Raw genomic sequence first — 19286 nt, 5'->3', positions numbered from 1 at the left:
ATCGTTCCAGGAGCTTCTAAAGCATTTGATCCCCGAGATGCGAGCGGACGCGCAAATAGTACGGGGCAAACCTGAAGGAAACCTGAAGAACGGGATCTACGGGCGGCACACCGACGAGACTAGCGCTGACTGGGCGCAGGGATTAGTCAATTTAATCAAAGCGGCAGCGCAACGGGCATCGCGGCACATACAAAAAGTTGACCTCCCAAACTTGCGGCATATATTGGTCATAAAGGGCTTTCGAGTCATGCAGCAACACGACTTACACTGGCGAAGACGGCCAACTGGCTCCTTTCCAGAGGTGTGGTTGGATATCCCGCCTTCACTGAAGGAGCGGCCAATTAACGTCGCTTCTGGATTTCTATAGTTGCGATACATGCGTTAAAAACGGGAGGGGAATGATGTCCGAACGCTACGCGGGCTTCGAAATAGCGGTCTCTGTGGCCGAGACTGGGTCCGACCGATACAGCGGAACCGTGGAGATTTCCAGAAATGGAATCATCATCCGTCGGGAACGGAATCCAACATCGTTCTGGACCGCAAAAGAGGCTCGGGCTAGTACTGAGCCGATGGGGCGTCCTATCGTCGACGCAATAATCGCACTGGCACGCAACCAAATGGACCATCCGGAGCTCGATCAGTCGGGTGAAAACGGCGGGCCGCCGTGACTTGAAGTTGCATGTCACGTTTGCGCCAGGGCCATTAAGAAAGCAGCGTGGTGCGTCCGCTCCATCAAAAGCGCGGTCGCGACAGAGCAGCTCGAAGTCGTCTTGTTCAGTTGATACCAATCACGGCGTCGCGTTTGCGACTCACTGGGGAACCTCAGCGGTTCTGACTGAGGGACATTCCGAAGAACATCTGAACCGAGCAAGCTGATGGATCGCTGTGGGGATAGCGACCCACTGTTTCACGGAGAAAATGTCACGGCTCAAGTCGCACCGAATACAGCACCGACCACAGATGCCACGCCCATCGACAGCGCGCTCCAGAAGGTAACCCGCACTACGGCCGGAACCACGTTCGCCCCTCCGACACGCGCGGCAAGTCCGCCAAGTATTGCCAGGGAAACGAGACCCGTCACCGCGATACTCGCGGCCACGCCTTGCTGTGGGGTGAGCGCGGTGACGATGAGCGGCAAAGCCGCACCCACGGAAAAGCTGCAGGCCGAGGTCAGCGCGGCCTGTAACGGATTTGCCGCCGTCGATTCCGAAATACCTAATTCGTCACGGGCATGTGCGCCGAGTGCGTCGTGCGCCATCAGAGCCTGCGCAACCTGTTTGGCAAGCGCCGCGTCCAGCCCGCGACGCTCGTAAATGGCTGCCAGTTCTCGATGCTCGTGTGCACCATCCGCATCGAGCTCCGCTTGCTCTTGGGCGAGTGCAGCTTTTTCAGTATCCGCCTGCGACGAGACTGACACGTACTCGCCTGTTGCCATCGACATCGCGCCGGCTACGAGCCCAGCCAGGCCCGTCAGCACCAGACGGCCGTGCTCGGTGTGCGCGGACGCGACACCGACTATCAGACTTGCCGTCGAGATGATGCCGTCGTTTGCGCCAAGTACCGCAGCGCGTAGCCAGCCAATCGCCTTGATGCGATGCGGTTCTTTGTGAGTCCTGGGCATTGGCTTACCCTACCGGTTTCGAACCCGTTCACGCGACGAGCCGGTGTGGGGCAGCATCCGCTGTAACACATGGTCTTTTAGAACGAAGCGGTGGAACAGCGCTGCGGCGACATGCAAACCGATGAATGCGAAGAGCACCCACGCGAGGACGCCGTGCACATCCCCCATCTCGTGACCGAAGGCCGATCCCGGCTTGCTCAACGCCGGATAGGGCACGACGCCCAGCAGGCGGACCGCCCAACCGCGTGAGGACGCGTTGACCCAGCCGAGCAGCGGCACCAGCAGCAGCGCGACGTAGAGCAGAACATGCGTTATGCGTGAGACGACGCTGAGCAAGGGTGGCAGTTCGTCCCGCATGGGCCAATGCGTCAATCGCCATATCACCCGAATTGCCATCACGCCGACGAGCGTCGAGCCCACGCCAAGATGCCATGCGATCAGATTGATCGGCTGCGTATCCTTGTGGACATCCGGCATTGTCCAGCCGATCACAAACTGCACAGCGACCAACAGGGCGGTAAGCCAATGGAGCATGCGCGCGACTGCACCGTATGCCGGACTCTGCATTCCTTGAACCTTGACCATTCCTGCTCCTAGACGAATTAGATCGGCCGCTAACTTAGCAATCATCGGGCGCTCGCAAATACCCATTGACCTACTCTTGTGGCAGCCAATACCGGCCTACTGCGAAGGCACGCTTAGTCCGGAAGGCGCTTTCACTCATTTAAAAAGGGCAGCCGGACCTTTAACTGAAACTGCCATTTGACTGGCTGTCGCGGCGGGCAAGCGTTCGGAACCGGCCGCTCACTGGTCTCGGTATTGACGGGCGATCTTGTCAATCCAAGTACGCGCTCTCGAGGCAGCTTCAGCGATCGCGTTCCCGGTTGGATCGAAACGACCGTTTAACCCGCCGGAGAGATCGAATGGGACTGCGCTCGGATGTGATTCGTCACGCACCGTCAGCTTTGACACCCGTACGAATTCGTCTCCAATGGTCTCCACGGTCGCAAGAATGAGGAACTTTTCTGTAAATGTTCACGATAGGAAGATGTCAGGATGTTTCGCCATTCGGGTTGTTGCGGTAGCGAAGCCATTTTCGCCTTTAAACGCTTCCCGACGCACAGCGGACCCTTACAGTGAGCCGCAATAGACGTTGGGAGCACAAAAGGCATACGCCAAAGTCGTCCCGAAAGACGATTTTGGGGAGACGGCCGCGCGCGTATCACACCCTCACACAAGAGATGCCATGTCGACAAACTGGCTTTTCATAGCGGCTGCCGGCGCAAAGCCCATGAAGTCCGACATGCTCGGAGCATGTGCGCGCGCGACGCTAAACAGCGCCAATATCGCGGCGGCAGGCCGGCTCACCTTGTAGACCCCATCATCCGAACGGCTGGTTCAGTCGAGCAAGGCGCAGGACGAGGAGCACGGCGGCAACTCGCTCGACGACAAACATCTCGGTCTGATCATCTACGTGCCGCATTCGCACCTTGCCGGCTGGACGAACGACGAGTACGTGAGGACGACGCAAGTCGCGCCGACCGTCCTGCGCTTGCTCGACCTCGATCCGGCGTTGCTGCACGCTGTCGCCGTTGAGGGAACGCGCGCGCTGCCCGGATTCGATCGCCGACGTTTTTAAGCTTTGCGAAGCGGTACGGCGCAGCAATCCGACCGCGCACTGATGTCTTTGTCTTCTCAACCTACGAGCGCAAGCAGCCCGTATGGGGCTGCTCGATATTCCGCATGTGGAGTAACCTATGTTTGAGGCAGGAATTGTTGGTGCATCTCGGGAACCAATGGTCGACGGCTACACAAACCCATCCGTTCGCTGACGGGCCGCGATGACCGAAGCGCGCGGCGCCCATGCCAACTCTCGATTTAGAAACGGGTGCGCACCCCCGCCGTCGATTCAAGCTGATTCTTGCCGCCGAACGTGCTCGCAACGAGGTAGCCGTTGTGCAACTTCAGATAATCGCCCGCCAGATACACCTCAGTGCGCTTCGAGAAGTGGTAGAAGATCGAGCCGTATAGCGTTTGCTTCTAGCCGCTGCCGGTACCTGAGGGGTTGAAAACTGCGCTCGAGTCCCGAGAACATCGCATTGAGCGACTGGATCAGCGCGCGGAGTTCCGAAGGCGCATGCTCGACGGCGATCCGCGTATGCAGCTTATCCACCGTGAAGTTGTCCGCGCTGCGCGCGAGTTCACGCAGCGGTTTGAGCGACTCGCGCACAAACAGCTAGCTCATCAGGAAGGCAGCCACCACGCCCGCGATGCCCGCCAGATGCAACCGGTCGCGGCACTGGTCGAGCAACATCCAGCGTTCGCGCATGTTGCGCGTGACGAGGATCGTGACGTTCGTGCCGTCGGTCAGCCGCGCATCGGCGGCGAGACTGCGCTGCGGATTGCCGTCGATAGAGGTCGATGGCTCGATGAACAACGTCGTGATCTGCGCGTCCGCTTTCGCGCGCACAGGCGGCAACTGCCGCTCGGACGCGCCGCCGACGTTGTGCTCCATCAGCACGCTACTTCGGGATCGAGCACTTGTAGCCATAAAACCGCGTTGCCGAGCACCTTATTTTCGAGCCGTTCCGCGTGCGCGGGGCATCGGCGGCGTTCGCCAGTTCCTGCGCGAGACGCCGGGTGCGGCGCACGGCGAGCACGATATCCAGATCGTCCTGCGTGCGGACCTGGCGCCCAGCGCGAGATAAAGAAAAATCTTCCGACCAATGCGAACCACGGTGAGCGTCGTGCCCGCGAAGGCGAGCGCCAAAGCGGTCGTCAGCAAACGGGCACGCATCAGAAGCTGTCTTTCAAGCGGAGCACGAAGCCCACGCCGCGCACCGTCTGGATCAGCTTTATCTCGAAGTCAACGTGTATCTTTGCGCGCAGCCGGCGTATCGCGACTTCGACCACCTTGGGGTCGCCGTCGAAATTCATGTCCCACACATATGTTGCATTTCGCGTGCTACTCATCACTTCGCCTCGCCGTCGCGTGAGCAGTTGCTGGAAGGCGAATTCGCGCGGCGTCAAATCGATACGCTTACCGGCGCGACGATCCTTGCGGCGCGTGACGTCGATCTCCAGGTTACCCTCGAATACGCGATCCGAAATCACAAACCCGTTATCTAACTCGCGGCGCACTTGCTGCACGCCGGACGCCCAGAGCCAAGTCTTATGAAACCCTTAAGCCACACCCGATATTAGAAAAATATAGTGCTCAAGCGCTACGTGCACTCGCCGTTACTACGGATGCAGCACCCATCCATATAACGTATCCAGGGATTCACATGAACCTCTCCGCACTGACTCAAGCGGCATTGCCGTCCACGACTCAAGCCGCCGCGAACGCGACGAGCGCGACAGCGCAAACCACCGCATCATCCGCGCCGACAACGGCGACCAAGCCGCAGGCTTCATCGACAGTGAGCATCAGCAACGCGGCGCGCCAGGCACTCGCCGAAGCGACCGAAACCGCGGCGCAAACCGCCAAGGAAGCGGGCGGCGGCGACACGCAGGCGCAGCGTCTTCGGGCGAAAAAGGCCGCAGAGAAAGCATCAACTGCTTAAACGTCCAACGCGGATGACGCGTAGCAAGACGCGTCATCCGCAGACGCGCCGCGTTGGCGCTGCGTCGCATCGGAAAGCCCGTTCGCCCGGAACCGATCGAGCAACCAGAACCGCGCCGTACCCTCTTCCGCGGCCGCCTGAGCGACCGCGCCGAGCCGCATCGTCTGGCTACCCGCGCCCGCGTAGCGCGGCCATTGCCGCAAGCCGCTGCCAGCCCTGCCACTCTTCGCAGGCGGCCGGTCGTTCGGCGGCCGCATGACGTCCCAAGCCCAAGCCATCTCCCCGCTCGACGGCGTGCGTGGCCTCGCGTTCGTCGCGTTCCCGCTGCACCCGGCGGGCGCGCCCGGCATAGAGCGGGCACAGCACTTGGCGGAGGTCACGGTGCCGACTCTCTTCCTGCAGGGCACGCGCGACAAGCTGGCCGAGCTTCCCCTGCTGAGGTCGGTCGTCGAGACGCTTGGGCCACGCGCCACGTTGCATGTGGTGGACGACGCAGATCATTCGTTCCACGTGCGTGCGTCCTCCGGCCGGACCGACGCGGAGGTCGTGCTCGAGCTGGCACGGACGATGTCGGCGTGGTTTTTCGCCGAAGGAAAGCTCGAGCGCGTTGCGTGAGCAAGCCCAGGAATGCTTGTAGTAGCGTCGGGAGGGCGAGCCGGCGAACTCTCCGCGCCGGACTTGCTAGCTCAATCCCTTCGCCATCCGCAGATGGTCTGTCGCAGGCACGATCACGCGGCGCCTATCGTGTCGGCGACGTTTTCCGAATGAGTGAGTCTGTCAGGTCCGCTTGCGGTGTGCGCCCCAGTATATGCAGGGCATCTGGTTCGATTTCCTGGTGCCGATCCATAAGTGACCGCGTAGGGATCCAGTCGAAACCAAACTGGCGGAGTGTCGAACAATGCGCGTCGGCCGGTCACTGCGCGGACGCGGTCGCCCCAAACCCCGCAACCGTCGTTTTCGCGACACCATCTCAAGGGCGGCTTCCGACGTACGACGTCCAATTGGCGGTCTGCTGCGGCGGATGTGCCGACCTAAAAGCGCCACGCCGTCGACCGCTGGCAGTTGGACCACCGCTCGTCCGCCGTTCAGTCAGTGTATCAAGCGTGCGTTGAACATCTCGACACGTCCGGGTGAATGAAGCTCGGCGGCAGACCACGATTCCCGCGACCGGCCGTAGACCCGCTTCAGCCTCTCGAGTCAGCGTGATCCCAAAGATCGCTCACCGCGTTGAAGCGGCCGTTAGCCCTTCGAAAATGACGGATCTCATGACGTGTCTTCTCTGTTTTGCGAGGAGCCGACCGCTGAAGTGACCGGTCAAATACTCGCCGTCTGAGGAACGGGCGCCGCTAGCAACAGGTTAAGCAGTTAGACCTTTTAAGGATACTTCCCGCTTTTTAAACTGCCGCTCGACTCGTCAAACACTTCATAGCAAAAATTAATGGTGCGCAAACCTTTGCGAATACCGACCAAGGTCTGTCCACCCTACCGAGTTACGCTTTCATGTCGTTATGCATATCAGCGATCCCCTTTTCCTGCGACACCGCCAGCGGCCCAGATCCAGTACGAGAAAACCGCTTAAACCCCTCCCTCAATAACGATGATTGGAATTAAAACATGAACTCAAATCGACTTACGGTGAAGGCCAAGCTTTCCATCGCTTTTGGCTTGCTTGCCGTTGTCGTGTTGATCGTATCGGGAATCTCGCTGAAATCGCTGAACGACGCCAACGACCGCTTCTACGGCTTCGTCAATGGCATCAACGCGCGGGCAGAAATGGCTGAGGCCATCCGTACTGCCGTAGATGATCGCGCCGTGGCAGTCCGCAACCTGGTGCTCGTGAGCACGCCGGCTGATGTGGACATCGAGAAAGCCGCAGTTCTCGATGCAGAACAGCGGGTCGAGAGCCGCCTGGAAAAGTTCAACGCGATGGTGGCGGGCGCTCACGACATGAGCGATCAAGCGCGAAGCCTTGCCGCGGAAATATCCCGCGTTGAAATGCTGTATCGCCCGGTCGCTCTGGATATCAATCGCCTTGCGTTGAGCAACCAACGCGAGGCGGCAATCGAGGAGATCACGACGAAATGCAGGCCCCTGCTTTCGTCGCTAATCAAGGCGTCCAACGACTACGCGGAGGTCACACACCAGCGCGCCACGAAAATGGTTCAGGAAGCCGAGGATAAATTTTCCAGCCAACGCAACTTGCTCATCGCGATATGTTTTGCCGCGATCGCGATGGCGGTACTGGCCGGGGTGGTCATTACGCGTAGCTTGATGCGCGCTCTCGGTGCGGAGCCGACCGATCTCGCCTATGTGACCCAGCGCGTCGCCGCGGGCGATCTCAGCCCGGTCGCGGGCGCGGCGAACGCTCCTGCGGGAAGCGTACTTGCGTCAATGGGTGAAATGCAGATTAGTCTTGTGCGCCTGATCGGCCGCGTACGCACCGCCGCAGACAGCATTGCGACCGGATCCAGTCAGATCGCCACGGGTAACACCGACCTCTCCTCCCGCACGGAGCAGCAAGCGGCCTCGTTGCAGGAAACGGCGTCGAGCATGGAAGAACTTACCTCTACAGTGAAACAGAACGCTGAGAATGCCCAGCAGGCAAGTACATTGTCCACGAACGCGTCGGGAGTCGCGCTCAAGGGTAGCGGCGTGGTCGGTCGTGTTGTCGACGCAATGGGAGATATCAGCGCAAATTCGACAAAGATCGCGGACATCACGAGCATTATTGAAGGCATCGCTTTCCAGACGAACATTCTGGCGCTTAACGCTGCCGTGGAAGCCGCACGAGCGGGTGAACAGGGACGTGGTTTTGCGGTAGTCGCCAGCGAAGTACGTAGCCTTGCGCAGCGTTCGTCTAGTGCTGCGAAAGAGATCAAAGAACTGATCAGTACATCGGTGCATAAGGTTCGCGAGGGAGAGGCTCTCGCGAACGAAGCCGGCACAACCATGTCGGAAGTGACTCAGGCAGTCAGCCGTGTCACTGACATCATGAGCGAAATCGCTGCTGCATCGACTGAGCAAAGCAAGGGCATTGAACAGGTCAACCAAGCGATCACCCAGATGGACGAGGTGACTCAGCAGAACGCCGCGCTTGTGGAGGAGGCGGCTGCCGCGGCGAACTCGCTCGAAGATCAGGGCCGGCAACTGAATCAATGCATCGCCCTATTTCGCCTTGAGCCGATAACAAGCAGCTAATGGATCCGGATTGCAGACGGATTACTTGAATGGCCATCATTGGAGGCGGAGCCGACATTCGAATGCGTCGATTTCGTAGCAGTGGTGATTCGCGCTGCCCTGCGACTTTCCCGGGCGCGCACCACCTGAATAAACAGAAAATATCCATCGAATTCAGCAAAATCGGTATTAAGTTTGGGCCGACCCCGCCGTAAATTGGAGTGCGGGGATGACTTATACAAAACGCGACGACTTGCTGATCGCGCACGAAGTTGCGCAGTCGATATCGGCAAGAGGACGATCGACATGCGCCAGCGTAGGTCTGGCGGCTCCCCGCAGCGCAATCCAACACATATATGCGTAGCAACGCAATCACGGGGAGAAACATCGATGTTGAGCAGGACTGTTGTGTGCGTGGCGCTAAGCTGCGTTCTCACTGCATGCGCGTCAGTCGACGCGGCCAAATATGCGCCGTCTGTCGACAATCTTCAAACACTGAAGTCGTCCGGAACGGTCGAAGCACGCATCAAGCCGTTCGAGGCGCCTGAAAGTCACGATAACCCCTATCCCGTCCACCTACGCGCGGCCCGTATGCACTCACCGGTCGGCGACTCGTTTGGTACGTATTTGTCGAACGCAATGGAGCAGGAATTCGCCGTCGCAGGCGACCTCTCGCCGAACGCAAAGTTCGAAGTGAGCGGCGTGCTGCTCAAGAACGATATTGACGCATCGGGTCTGTCGCACGGCGAAGGAACCATCTCGGCACGGTTTGTCGTGCGTCGCGGCTCAGAAACCGTCTACGACAGCGTTAAAACCGCATCGGGCAGCTGGGACTCCTCGTTTATGGGCGTCGTAGCCATCAATAACGCGACTGCTGCGTATCCGCAGATCGTACAGACCTTGTTGGCCAAGCTCTACGCCGATCCGGTTTTCATGAAGACGATTCACTAGGGTACGCACATGCATATTCGCCGATATATCCGCCTTGCCACATTGTGCTTCGGCATCAGCCTCTTTGCCGGGTGCGCGCACAACATCACGATCGCGCCCGACGTGGCATCGCTGACACCCGAAAAGAAACCCAATCAAATCAACGCAACCGTCGGTTTGGTCGTCACGGACGCAATGCGCAAACATGAAACCGTAACGCCCGGCGGCGGTGGGGATAAGGTCGCATACAAGCCATATCAAGATCTCGAATTTCCCGTCTATCTCGCCCTTTCGCAGACGTTCAGGAATGTCGTGAAGCTTCACGATGCACCGAACGAAGCGGCTGCGCGCGCGCAAGGTCTCACCTACGTCATCACGCCGGAGATTGCGACGACTTCGTCGTCGCCGAGTATGCTCACCTGGCCGCCGACCGACTTTAGCGTCACGTTGTCGTGCACGGTCTCCGATCCGTCCGGCAAGGTTATCGCCAAGCCGCAAGTCACCGGCAGAGGCCATGCCGAGTTCGACGAGTTCAAGCACAATCTCGGGCTATCAGCAGATCGAGCAACGATCGAGGCGGTCAAGAAGTTGCCCGATGCGCTCGAGCAGGCGCTTGGGACGAGTACCGCGCAGAACGGAATGGGGGCGCAGCCGGCGGCGCATTGAACGAAAGCCGGGGCGGACAACAACCGCGAAGAGATGTTCAGGAAGCGCCGCGTAGAGACACGCACATCTCTGTACGGCGCGACAACGCTCTAGCGGACCTTCAACAAAAACACCGAGAGGCTTTAAAGGTTCTGCAACTCTACTCACCGATATCGAAGGCATGCGAGCGACGGTGGAGCAGGCGCGGGGACATCTCGGACGGATCGATGTCGTCGTAAGCAACGCGGCCTATGAATCACCAACGCCGACCCGCTTGTAGCGCTTGTAGCGCTTGTAGCGCTTGTAGCGCTTGTAGCGCTTGTAGCGCAGCCTATTCTGTACCCGCGCCACACGCACTGGCACATGGAACTTGCGCCGATAAAAATCCGTTCGGCGTAGACACTTCGAAAGCCAAGATCTAGACTTGAGCCAGCTTCGCCAGATCAAGCGGAGTCTCTCTTGTCCTCCTCCCCGTCAATCTGAATATCGCGTTCGCAACCGCCGGTGCCACCGAAGGACTCGACAGTTCGCCCACTCCCCCGGGCTTCGACATGTCGCCTTGCACGATCAAAATATCGACGTCCGGCATATCGTTCATCCGCATGACACGATACATGTCGAAGTTCTTCTGCACGACCTGCCCATGCCGGATATCGATGCGGTCCGCGGTCGCATGGCCGAGCCCCCACATCAGCCCGCCGTAAAGCTGTTCCTCGACCCCGCCGGGCGAAACCGCCAACCCGCAATCCGCGACACATGTCAGCTTCTCGATCACAACCTCATTACCTTTCCGGGCCACGCGAGCGACGACCGCCACATAACTGCTATAAGCCTGATTGGTCGCCACACCCAGCGCAGTCCCGGCAGGCAACGCCTTCCCCCAGCCGGCCCGCTTAGTCGCTTCCCGCAAAACCGCCTGATGCCGCGGATCCTTCATATGGGCGAGTCGAAAATCAACCGGATCGCGATGCCCCGCGTGAGCCGCCTCGTCCATGAAAGACTCCACCGCGAACACGTTCGGTATATAACTCACCGCGCGATACCACCCGGTCGGCACACCCGTTTCGTGCCGCACCCAACCGATATCCACATGCGGCGCACCATAAGCGAACTCATACTTGCTAATCGCTTCGGTCGTGCTGTAGTCCATCCGGTCCGGCCGATCGAAATAGCCGGGCTCCCACTGTTCCGGGGAAGCAGGCATCACTGCGCGCAATTGCAGCGTCGCCAGATTACCTCGTGCATCGAGCACGGCTTTCGCCCGGTGATAGCTCGCCGAGTGATAGTAAAGCGCGCGCATTTCATCTTCGCGGCTGTTCATCAGCTTGACCGGCTTCCCAACTTTCAACGCAAGCCACGTCACTTCAAAAAGCCAGTACTTCGACTCGCGCGATCCAAAGCTGCCACCTGAAACAAGCTCATGCAGCACGACATGATCCGCCTGAATGCCACCGATCACGCCGGCCGCCTCCTGCACCGTCGATGGCACTTGCAACCCGCCCCAATACTCAATCCCGCCGCCCTGCGCCCAAGCCGTGACGTTGATCGGCTCAAGCGGATTCGATGCCTTATAAGGCATCGAATAAGAAGCCTCGATCACCCGCGCTCCGTGCGGCCACGCCGTCTTCACATCGCCAAGCTGAATAGTCGGCACTACCCGAGCCGCGGGATCATCGAGCCACGCAGCCTGATGCGCGGCAAGCGTGCTGCTATCAAAGGTCTCGAGCGGACTGTCTTCCCACTCCACTTGCAACGCCGCCTGCCCCTTATGTGCCGACCAGTAATCGTCGGCCAACACAGCGACGCCCGCCTGATTGCCGCCGAGAATGTCAGGACGGCCGGGAATCTGCAGAATCTGCCGCACGCCCGGCACGGCCAGCGCGGCTTTGACATCCACGCTGCGCACGCGCGCATCTATCACCGGCGCACGCGTGACCACCGCCACCAGCATGCCCGGCAATACCACGTCGATGCTATACGGGAACTCGCCCCGCGCCTTCTGCGCGGCGCCGCGTTTCTTCTGCAACTTGCCGATGTATTTGAACTGCGACGGGTCTTTCAACCCGACGTCTTTCGGCGCGGGCAATTGCGCGGCGACCTGCGCCAGCGACCCATAAGTTGCACGCTTGCCGCCGACCGTATCGATCACGAAGCCATTTTCCGTCGAGCACGCAGACGGCGCCACGTTCCATTGTTTCGCGGCGGCGGCGATCAGCATCGCGCGCGCGGTCGCGCCTGCACGTCGCAAGCGATCGTATTCCAGCGACACGCTCGTACTGCCGCCCGTCGAAAACACTTTCCACAAGGGATGAATGTAGTCGCTGTAAAACGGATTCTCCGGCGTGATTACATCGACACGAAACAGATCGACGTCCAGTTCTTCCGCGACCACTGCAGCGAGCGCGGTACGCGTTCCGGTGCCGGAGTCGTGCTTGTGGACGACCAGTTTAATTGTGTCGTCCGGCAGCACGCGCACCCATGCATTCGGCTCGAATTCGCCGGGCTGCGGTTTAGGATCGCCGCTTGTGTCGTCGCCCTTGGCGAACGCATCGGGCAACCGGAAGCCGATTGCGAGACCCGCGGTCAACAGCGCCGAACTCCGTTTGATGAAGCGACGGCGCGCGGCGCCGCGAACGCTGCTCAACGCCTCTTTCTCGGCGGACATTCAAGCCTCCTCGTTCGTCACGTGCGACGAGCAGGCGGACGCGCACGCCGGCATCTCCACCGCCGTCAGTGTCGGATCAGCCGATGCCGCACGCTTGATCGCTCGGCGAATCCGCGAGTACGTACCGCAGCGACAGATGTTGCCCGACATGGCGGACGAGATGGTTTCGTCGCTGACGGTCGGCTTATCCTTGAGAAACGCGGCCGCCTGCATTAACTGGCCCGACTGGCAGTATCCGCATTGCGGCACATCTTCGGCGACCCACGCGAGCTGCAACGGATGCCGGCCATCCTTCGACAGACCTTCGATCGTCGTAATCTGTTTTCCGGCGACAGCGGCAGCCGGCAGCAAACAGGAGCGCACCGCTTCGCCTTCGAGATGCACCGTGCATGCACCACAGAAGCCACCGCCGCAACCGAACTTCGTGCCGGTCAATCTGAGCCGGTCGCGCAATACCCACAACAGGGGCATGTCTTCCGGTACATTGTCGAGCGAGTGCCGCGTGCCGTTGACCACCATCTCGATCATGCGCTGTCTCCTGAATGTCGTTGTGCTGCGCGGCGTGTGCGTGAATGGCAGGACCGCGCGCTTGCGGCCATTATTGAAAGACGTCGAGCACAACGCCAGCGACCATTTCTTCCATCACCCGTAAGGCCGGCTAACACCCATGTTGAAGCGCTATCCGTCCATCCAGTCGATGCAGGCCTTCCTGCAAGCCGCGCGTCTCAGCAGCTTTTCGAGCGCGGCCCGGCAGTTGTCGCTCACGCATAGCGCGATCAGCCAGCAGATCCGCACGCTCGAAGAGTTCGTCGGTCAACCGCTCTTTGTGCGAGAAGGCGGCCGCGTGGTGCTGACCGATGCGGGCGTGCTGTTCGCTCATCAGTTGACGGACGGCTTCGAGCAGATCGATCGTGCGCTGTCGTCCGTGAAAGAGCGCTCGTTCAAGCAGTCCATCGTGCTGGACGTCGATCCCGAACTCGCGCAGAGCTGGTTGGTGGCACGCTTACCTGCGCTGCTCGGCGCCACGGATGCCTCGCTTACCGTGCTGTCCACGCCGCGTCATGACCGCGGCGCATTTGAACGTGTGGATATCGCGCTGAGGTATGGGTATGGAGAATGGGACGGCTTCGAAAACGCGCTGATTGCCGGCGACCGTCTGACGGCCGTGGGTTCACCTTCGCTGTTGCAAGCACGCGGACTCAGCGTGCCGCTCACACCTGAGCAACTATTGAATTTGCCGTTGCTCGGCTATACGAAGCGATCGTGGATTCCCTGGCTCGCCGCAGCGGGTCTGCCCGAAGTCGAACCCTACGCCGTCGCCGTGTTCGACAACGCGGCAGGCTTGATTGCCGCTGCCACCGCAGGCGTAGGAGCGGGTTTAGCGCGCGGCCTGCTTGCCGCCGACGCCATACGCACCGGCAGTCTGGTCGAACTCACGCAAGTAGAAATCCCGACGCACTACAACCTCTACGCCGTGTGGCCGCGCGAGAAAACCGAACGCGTCGCGCCGTTGATCGGCGTGATTCGCGAGCTGGTCGCGCAAACGTTCAGCGCGCGCTAGCCCACGTTGGCGGCCACTTCCCGCACGGTATCGAGAAACAGGGACAACGCCGGTGAAGGCGCTTCGGCACGATAGCGCGCGTGCAGCGACACTTCGGGACGGGGCGCCGCCACCGGCACGAAGGCGACACCGCCCGTCGACAATTGCCACGCGGACGAAGGCAGCAGCGCCACGCCGAGCCCTTCACGCACGAGACACAGTAGCGTATGCACCTCGACCACTTCCTGTTCGATCCGCGGCGTAAACCCGGCTTCGACACAGCAGTCCTGTAAAAAGCGCGCCAGTTGCGACTGCCGCAGTCCGAACGACACGAAGCGCTCATTCTCCAACTCACGCAACGCAATCTCTTCGCGCGACGCCAGCGCATGCTCCATCGGCAACGCGATCACCGCCGACTCACGCATCACCACTTCGCTGCGAATCTCCGGATCTTCGTGCGAGACGCGGAAGAAACACACGTCGAGCCGGCGTTCCTTCAACGCGAGAATCTGCGCGGCCGGCGTCATTTCATGCAGCGTCCAGCGCACTTGCGAATGCTTCTGCGCGAATACCCGTAGCGCGCGCGGAATCGGCTCGACCATCGCCGAACTGATGATGCCGATCTCGAGGCTTCCCACTTCGCCACGCCCCGCACAACGCGTCAGATCGATCGCGCGCTCGAACTGCGCGAAGATCAACGGCACCTGTTCTTTAAGTGTTTTCCCTGCATCGGTGAGTTCGACACGATGTTGGGAGCGCATGAACAACGCGGTGCCCATCTCCTCTTCGAGGATGCGAATCTGCTGGCTCAGCGGTGGCTGGGAAATGTGCAGCCGCGCGGCTGCCCGGCCGAAATGCAGTTCGTCGGCGAGCACCGCGAAGTAACGCAAAAGCCGGATGTCCATATCGCAAACGTATCAAGATCGTGGTTAAAAAATATTGTACAGAGCGCTTCTATCTTGTGAGACTGCATCGCAAGCAGCAGTGCACATCAGTGTGACACTCGATGCCGGCGAGGGGAAGGCGCACAAACACTGCGTCTTGCAAAGGGCCGCATGGACATGCCCAACGGCTGCGTTCCATCGATGCGCCTGCCCGCGATCCGGCAACTGGATACGCCAGTTCCTCTCAAGGAGATCGAGTACATGATCATCGACACCAGCTGTTATCCGACCAATCTGGTCGACCTCGCGTGGCGCCATGACGGCGAGCCATTTTCCGGCGAGCGTCTGATCGAGGTGATGGACGGCCCCTACATCATCAACGGCAAGCCTCGCCGCATCGACAAGGCATTCATTCAACCGCCGCAGGGCAACACCATCTACACGTGGACTGACGGCGACCGCTCAGGCCGCGAGTCGATCGACGACTACATGGCGTACACCGTGGAATGCGTTCAGAAGTATCCCGACCGCCTGCTCGGTTGTTTCGTCTACAACCCGCGTTGCGGTCCGGAGAACGGCGCCGAAGCCATCGAGTTCTATGCGAAGGAACACGGCTTCAAGATGGTGCAGTTGCAGGCCAACATGCACGCGTATCGCCCCGACCGCGCGCTCGACTGGCTGCGGCCCGCGTTGCGTAAGTGCGCGGACCTCGGACTGCTGGTGAAGCTGCACACCGGCGACGGTCCGTACAGCATTCCGAGCGAATGGTATCCGCTGATTCGCGAATTCCCGTCGGTGAATTTCATCATGGCTCACTTCGGTGTGCAAACGGGCGGCGTGTATTGTTTCGAGCCCTATCAGATGGCACTGGATACGCCGAACGTGTATTGCGAATCGAGCTGGTGCCTGCAATCGCGCATTGTCGAATTCGCGAAGGTGCTGCCCACACACAAGATTCTCTATGGCTCCGACACGCCGCCGAACGAACCGGGCATGTGGCTGCGCCTGCTCGAAGTGTTGTGTCACGAACCGCCGCAAGGCCTGAATCTCGACGAAGACACGCTCGAAGATTATCTCGGCAACAACCTCGCCCGCATGATCGGCGTCGAGCCCAGTGCGCCGCCAAAAAGCGTCGAAGAAGCGCGGGCCTATCTCAAACACCGTGCCGACGCCGCGACGAAACACGCACGCCTGGCCGACTACGCAGGAGCACGCTGATGATCATCGATACCCATCTGCATCCGACCAATCTCGTCGACGAAGCATGGCGCCATACCGGCGAGCCGTTCACCGGCGAACGCCTGCTGAAGATGATGGACGGTCCGTACATCATCAACGGCAAGCCGCGCCGTATCGACATGGGCTTTATCCAGCCGCCGCCGGGTAACACCGGCTATCGCGACGGCAATCGCCGGGGCCGTGAGGGCATTCGCGATTACATGTCCTATATCGCCGAATTGACGCAGAAGTACCCGGATCGCTTTATCGGCAACTTCACGTACAACCCGCGCTGGGGTCCGGAGAATGGCGCGGCCGAACTCGAATTCCACGTGAAAGAGTACGGCTTCAAGATGCTCAAGCTGCACGCGAACATGCACGGCTACCGGCCGGATCGCGCGCTCGACTGGTTGCGTCCCGCGATGAAGAAGTGCGCGGAACTCGGCGTGGTGGTGCTGATTCACACCGGCGACGGACCGTACACGATTCCGACGCAGTTCTATCCGATCATCCGCGAATTCCCGATGGTGAATTTCATCATCGGTCACTTCGGGATTCAGACGGGCGGCAACTACTCGTTCGAGGCCTTCTGGATGGCGATGGATACACCGAACGTGTATTGCGAATCGGGCTGGTGCTATCAGTCGCGCATCGTCGAATTCGCTCGCGAACTCCCGCGCAACAAGATCGTGTTCGGCACGGACTCGCCGCCGAACGAGCCGGGTATGTGGCTGCGCGAACTTGAAATGCTGTGTGGTCCCGCGCCGCAAGGCATGAATCTGGACGAGGATGGTCTCGAAGACTATATGGGCAACAACATTGCCCGGCTGGTCGGGATCGAGCCCACCAAGCCACCGAAGGATCTCGCCGAAGCGGAAAAGCGTTTGAAGGCGACGTACGTGAATGACCTCACGCAGCCGGCTTAACGCGGACTGGTTGGCGGTTTGAGAGCAGGCGCGGTCAGCGCCGCGCCTGCTTCGCTTGCCTCACCCGGCAATCCGCTTTCGTTATCGGTTCCCACGGAGTTCACTATGGCGGATAACCTCTTCCGCGCCACGCAGGATTTTCATCGCTTAGCGCATGCGTATCGCGAGCACTATCCCGACGATGTATTGACACTCGATCAACCGCTGTCGGCCGATCAGGACGTGACGGCGGTCGTCGCCGAACTTGCTGCGCGCGGCCAGCATCCGATGCTGATCTGCGAAAAGGTCGATGGCATTGCGACGCCCCTCGTCACCAATTTCTTTGCTTCACGTACGCGCATCGGCCGCCTGTTCGACGTCGCCGCGTCCGGCTTGTTCGATGCCTATCAGCAACGTGCCAACGCACCCATCGCGCCGGTGTTCGTCGCGAACGGTCCGGTTCGGGATCGGGTGATCGAAGGCGACGCCGTCGATCTCGCCCAACTGCCGATGATCCGTCACTTCGACACCGACCGCGGTCCGTATATCACCAACGCCGTAATCGTCGCAGAAGACCCGGTCACGGGTGTCGCGAATCTCAGCTATCACCGCTCGATGCGGCACGCAAAAAACGCCTTGGCGACCAGCCTGCACTCACGCGGCCACCTCTGGCGCATGCTGCAAACCGCGCAGGCACGTGGCGATACGCTGAAGGTCGCGATGGTGATCGGCGCGCATCCGCTGTTCATGCTGGCCGCCGCCGCGCGCGTGCCGTTCGGCACCGACGAGCGTGCGATTGCGGGAGGTCTGTTCGGTGCGCCAGTGGCGTTGGTGCGCACGCCACGTTACGGCATCGGCGTTCCCGCGTGCGCGGAGTTCGTGCTGGAAGGCACGATCGATCCGGCCGCTCGCGCAGAAGAAGGTCCGTTTGGCGAATTCACCGGCTACTCGTCGGACCGATCGACCAACAACGTGCTCCGCATCGACACGATGATGCACCGTAGCGACGCATGGCTAGTCGATGTAGTCGGCGGCCCTTACGCCGAGCATCTGACCTTAGCCCGTTTGCCGCGCGAAGCGGAGATGAGCGAGAAACTGAAGGCGCGCTTCCCCTCCGTCACCGGATTGCACTACCCGAACTCCGGCACGCATTTCCACTGCTACGTCGCGCTGAATCAGACTCGCGATGGCGAAGCGCGCCAGATCATGCTCGCGCTGCTCGGCTGGGATCCGTACTTAAAAAACGTCGTCGCCGTGGATAGCGACATCGACATCACTGACGACTCGCAAGTGTTGTGGGCGATCGCCACGCACTTTCAGCCGCACCAGGACGTGTTTATCGTCGACGGCTTGCCGGGCAGTCCGCTCGATCCCTCGTCGTCCGCTGCGGGGACCACGTCGCGCATGGGTATCGACGCGACACGCGGCTCGCACTTCGACGGCATCCGCGCGCGGATTAGCGAGCGTGCCTCGCAACAAGCCGTCGCCATGCTGGCACGCGTCGCCGGAGCACAACGATGAGCGCGCGGCGGATTGTGGTCGGTATCAGCGGCGCATCCGGTTTTGTGTATGGCGTACGCGTGCTGCAACTGCTGCGTCAACTCGACATCGAAACACATTTGAGCGTCTCACGCAGCGCCCTGCTCACGATGACGCACGAGACCGACTACAAGCTCGCTGACGTCGCCGCACTCGCCAGCGCCACGTACCGTAGCGATGACATGGCCGCCGCGATTTCCAGCGGCTCGTTCCGCTCACTGGGCATGATCGTCGCGCCCTGTTCGATGAAGACGCTTGCCGAAATTGCCAGCGGCATGTCGTCGAGCCTGATTTCGCGCGCCGCCGATGTCACGCTGAAAGAGCGCCGCCCGCTGGTTCTGTTGGCGCGCGAAACGCCCTACACGCTGGCTCATCTGCGCAACATGATTGCCGTCACTGAAATGGGCGCGATCGTCGCGCCGCCCGTGCCGGCGTTTTATGCGCGCCCGGCTTCACTCGACCAGATGATCGACCACACGTTAGGCCGCGTGCTCGATCTCTTCGGTCTCGAAGCAGGCACCGTCAAACGCTGGCGAGAAACCGAAGCACAAGCACCGCAGATCGCCTGATAGCCGAATCGCTTTCAAACGAAGAAA

18 protein-coding genes and 2 pseudogenes are annotated in these 19286 nt (G+C 60.4%); 10 read left to right on the top strand and 10 right to left on the bottom strand.

What is annotated here, in order from left to right; genetic code table 11:
* Nucleotides 1–928: 928 nt before the first annotated feature.
* From AC3D25_RS21505 to AC3D25_RS21475, 7 genes and pseudogenes are all read right to left on the bottom strand, one after another.
* Nucleotides 929–1621 (bottom strand): VIT1/CCC1 transporter family protein, encoded by a 693-nt coding sequence (locus AC3D25_RS21505; RefSeq protein ID WP_488890440.1) that lies wholly within the window; start codon nucleotides 1619–1621, stop codon nucleotides 929–931.
* A 9-nt stretch (nucleotides 1622–1630) separates the two neighbouring features.
* On the bottom strand, nucleotides 1631–2206 hold the full coding sequence (locus AC3D25_RS21500; RefSeq protein WP_488890439.1) for a cytochrome b: 576 nt from the start codon (nucleotides 2204–2206) through the stop codon (nucleotides 1631–1633).
* A gap of 796 nt (nucleotides 2207–3002) precedes the next feature.
* On the bottom strand, nucleotides 3003–3287 hold the full coding sequence (locus AC3D25_RS21495; RefSeq protein WP_488890438.1) for a hypothetical protein: 285 nt from the start codon (nucleotides 3285–3287) through the stop codon (nucleotides 3003–3005).
* 212 nt (nucleotides 3288–3499) lie between these two features.
* A pseudogene (locus tag AC3D25_RS21490) lies at nucleotides 3500–3661 on the bottom strand (porin); the annotation flags it as partial.
* Nucleotides 3612–3851: a HAMP domain-containing protein gene (locus tag AC3D25_RS21485; protein ID WP_488890437.1), complete on the bottom strand. Its 240-nt coding sequence runs from the start codon at nucleotides 3849–3851 to the stop codon at nucleotides 3612–3614. The gene AC3D25_RS21485 and the pseudogene AC3D25_RS21490, both read right to left, overlap by 50 nt.
* Before the next feature lie 6 nt (nucleotides 3852–3857).
* Nucleotides 3858–4172 (bottom strand): hypothetical protein, encoded by a 315-nt coding sequence (locus AC3D25_RS21480; RefSeq protein ID WP_488890436.1) that lies wholly within the window; start codon nucleotides 4170–4172, stop codon nucleotides 3858–3860.
* Between the two features lie 245 nt (nucleotides 4173–4417).
* A pseudogene (locus AC3D25_RS21475) lies at nucleotides 4418–4711 on the bottom strand (winged helix-turn-helix domain-containing protein); the annotation flags it as partial.
* 197 nt (nucleotides 4712–4908) lie between these two features.
* On the opposite strand from AC3D25_RS21475, the gene AC3D25_RS21470 reads away from it, so the two are divergent.
* The 5 genes from AC3D25_RS21470 (at nucleotide 4909) to AC3D25_RS21450 (ending at nucleotide 9960) form a co-directional block, all read left to right on the top strand.
* The gene (locus tag AC3D25_RS21470; protein WP_488890435.1) at nucleotides 4909–5187 is read left to right on the top strand and encodes a hypothetical protein; all 279 of its coding nucleotides are present in this window, start codon (nucleotides 4909–4911) and stop codon (nucleotides 5185–5187) included.
* 255 nt (nucleotides 5188–5442) lie between these two features.
* Nucleotides 5443–5802, top strand: coding sequence for an alpha/beta family hydrolase (locus AC3D25_RS21465; protein WP_488890434.1), 360 nt, complete (start codon nucleotides 5443–5445; stop codon nucleotides 5800–5802).
* A 999-nt stretch (nucleotides 5803–6801) separates the two neighbouring features.
* A complete protein-coding gene (locus AC3D25_RS21460; protein WP_488890433.1) occupies nucleotides 6802–8385 on the top strand; it encodes a methyl-accepting chemotaxis protein in 1584 nt (527 codons plus the stop codon).
* Nucleotides 8386–8754: 369 nt separating this feature from the next.
* Nucleotides 8755–9315 carry a hypothetical protein gene (locus tag AC3D25_RS21455; protein ID WP_488890432.1) on the top strand — a complete coding sequence of 187 codons (561 nt, stop codon included), beginning with the start codon at nucleotides 8755–8757 and terminating at the stop codon, nucleotides 9313–9315.
* A 9-nt stretch (nucleotides 9316–9324) separates the two neighbouring features.
* Nucleotides 9325–9960, top strand: a complete 636-nt coding sequence (locus AC3D25_RS21450) for a YajG family lipoprotein (protein WP_488890431.1) — start codon at nucleotides 9325–9327, stop codon at nucleotides 9958–9960.
* Between the two features lie 397 nt (nucleotides 9961–10357).
* On the opposite strand, the gene AC3D25_RS21445 is transcribed toward AC3D25_RS21450, so the two are convergent.
* Together AC3D25_RS21445 and AC3D25_RS21440 are read right to left on the bottom strand one after the other, a co-directional pair.
* The gene (locus AC3D25_RS21445) at nucleotides 10358–12604 is read right to left on the bottom strand and encodes a xanthine dehydrogenase family protein molybdopterin-binding subunit (protein WP_488890430.1); all 2247 of its coding nucleotides are present in this window, start codon (nucleotides 12602–12604) and stop codon (nucleotides 10358–10360) included.
* Nucleotides 12605–13132 (bottom strand): (2Fe-2S)-binding protein, encoded by a 528-nt coding sequence (locus AC3D25_RS21440; protein ID WP_488890429.1) that lies wholly within the window; start codon nucleotides 13130–13132, stop codon nucleotides 12605–12607.
* 139 nt (nucleotides 13133–13271) lie between these two features.
* On the opposite strand from AC3D25_RS21440, the gene AC3D25_RS21435 reads away from it, so the two are divergent.
* Nucleotides 13272–14165, top strand: a complete 894-nt coding sequence (locus tag AC3D25_RS21435; RefSeq protein WP_488890428.1) for a LysR family transcriptional regulator — start codon at nucleotides 13272–13274, stop codon at nucleotides 14163–14165.
* Here the strand turns inward: AC3D25_RS21435 and AC3D25_RS21430 are convergent.
* Nucleotides 14162–15049, bottom strand: a complete 888-nt coding sequence (locus tag AC3D25_RS21430; RefSeq protein ID WP_488890427.1) for a LysR substrate-binding domain-containing protein — start codon at nucleotides 15047–15049, stop codon at nucleotides 14162–14164. The genes AC3D25_RS21435 and AC3D25_RS21430 overlap by 4 nt on opposite strands.
* A gap of 240 nt (nucleotides 15050–15289) precedes the next feature.
* Between AC3D25_RS21430 and AC3D25_RS21425 the strand changes: the two genes are divergently transcribed.
* From AC3D25_RS21425 to AC3D25_RS21410, 4 genes are all read left to right on the top strand, one after another.
* The gene (locus AC3D25_RS21425; RefSeq protein ID WP_488890426.1) at nucleotides 15290–16246 is read left to right on the top strand and encodes an amidohydrolase family protein; all 957 of its coding nucleotides are present in this window, start codon (nucleotides 15290–15292) and stop codon (nucleotides 16244–16246) included.
* On the top strand, nucleotides 16246–17172 hold the full coding sequence (locus AC3D25_RS21420; RefSeq protein ID WP_408209651.1) for an amidohydrolase family protein: 927 nt from the start codon (nucleotides 16246–16248) through the stop codon (nucleotides 17170–17172). The genes AC3D25_RS21425 and AC3D25_RS21420 overlap by 1 nt, the downstream gene beginning before the upstream one ends.
* Before the next feature lie 105 nt (nucleotides 17173–17277).
* The gene (locus AC3D25_RS21415; protein ID WP_488890425.1) at nucleotides 17278–18672 is read left to right on the top strand and encodes a UbiD family decarboxylase; all 1395 of its coding nucleotides are present in this window, start codon (nucleotides 17278–17280) and stop codon (nucleotides 18670–18672) included.
* Complete coding sequence (locus tag AC3D25_RS21410; RefSeq protein ID WP_488890424.1) at nucleotides 18669–19259, top strand: UbiX family flavin prenyltransferase; 591 nt, start codon at nucleotides 18669–18671, stop codon at nucleotides 19257–19259. The genes AC3D25_RS21415 and AC3D25_RS21410 overlap by 4 nt, the downstream gene beginning before the upstream one ends.
* The last annotated feature ends 27 nt before the right edge of the window (nucleotides 19260–19286 follow it).

The organism is Caballeronia sp. SL1002 (genome assembly GCF_057814995.1).
Note: the sequence above shows the minus strand (reverse complement) of the source record. Positions and strands in the feature narration are given on the sequence as shown.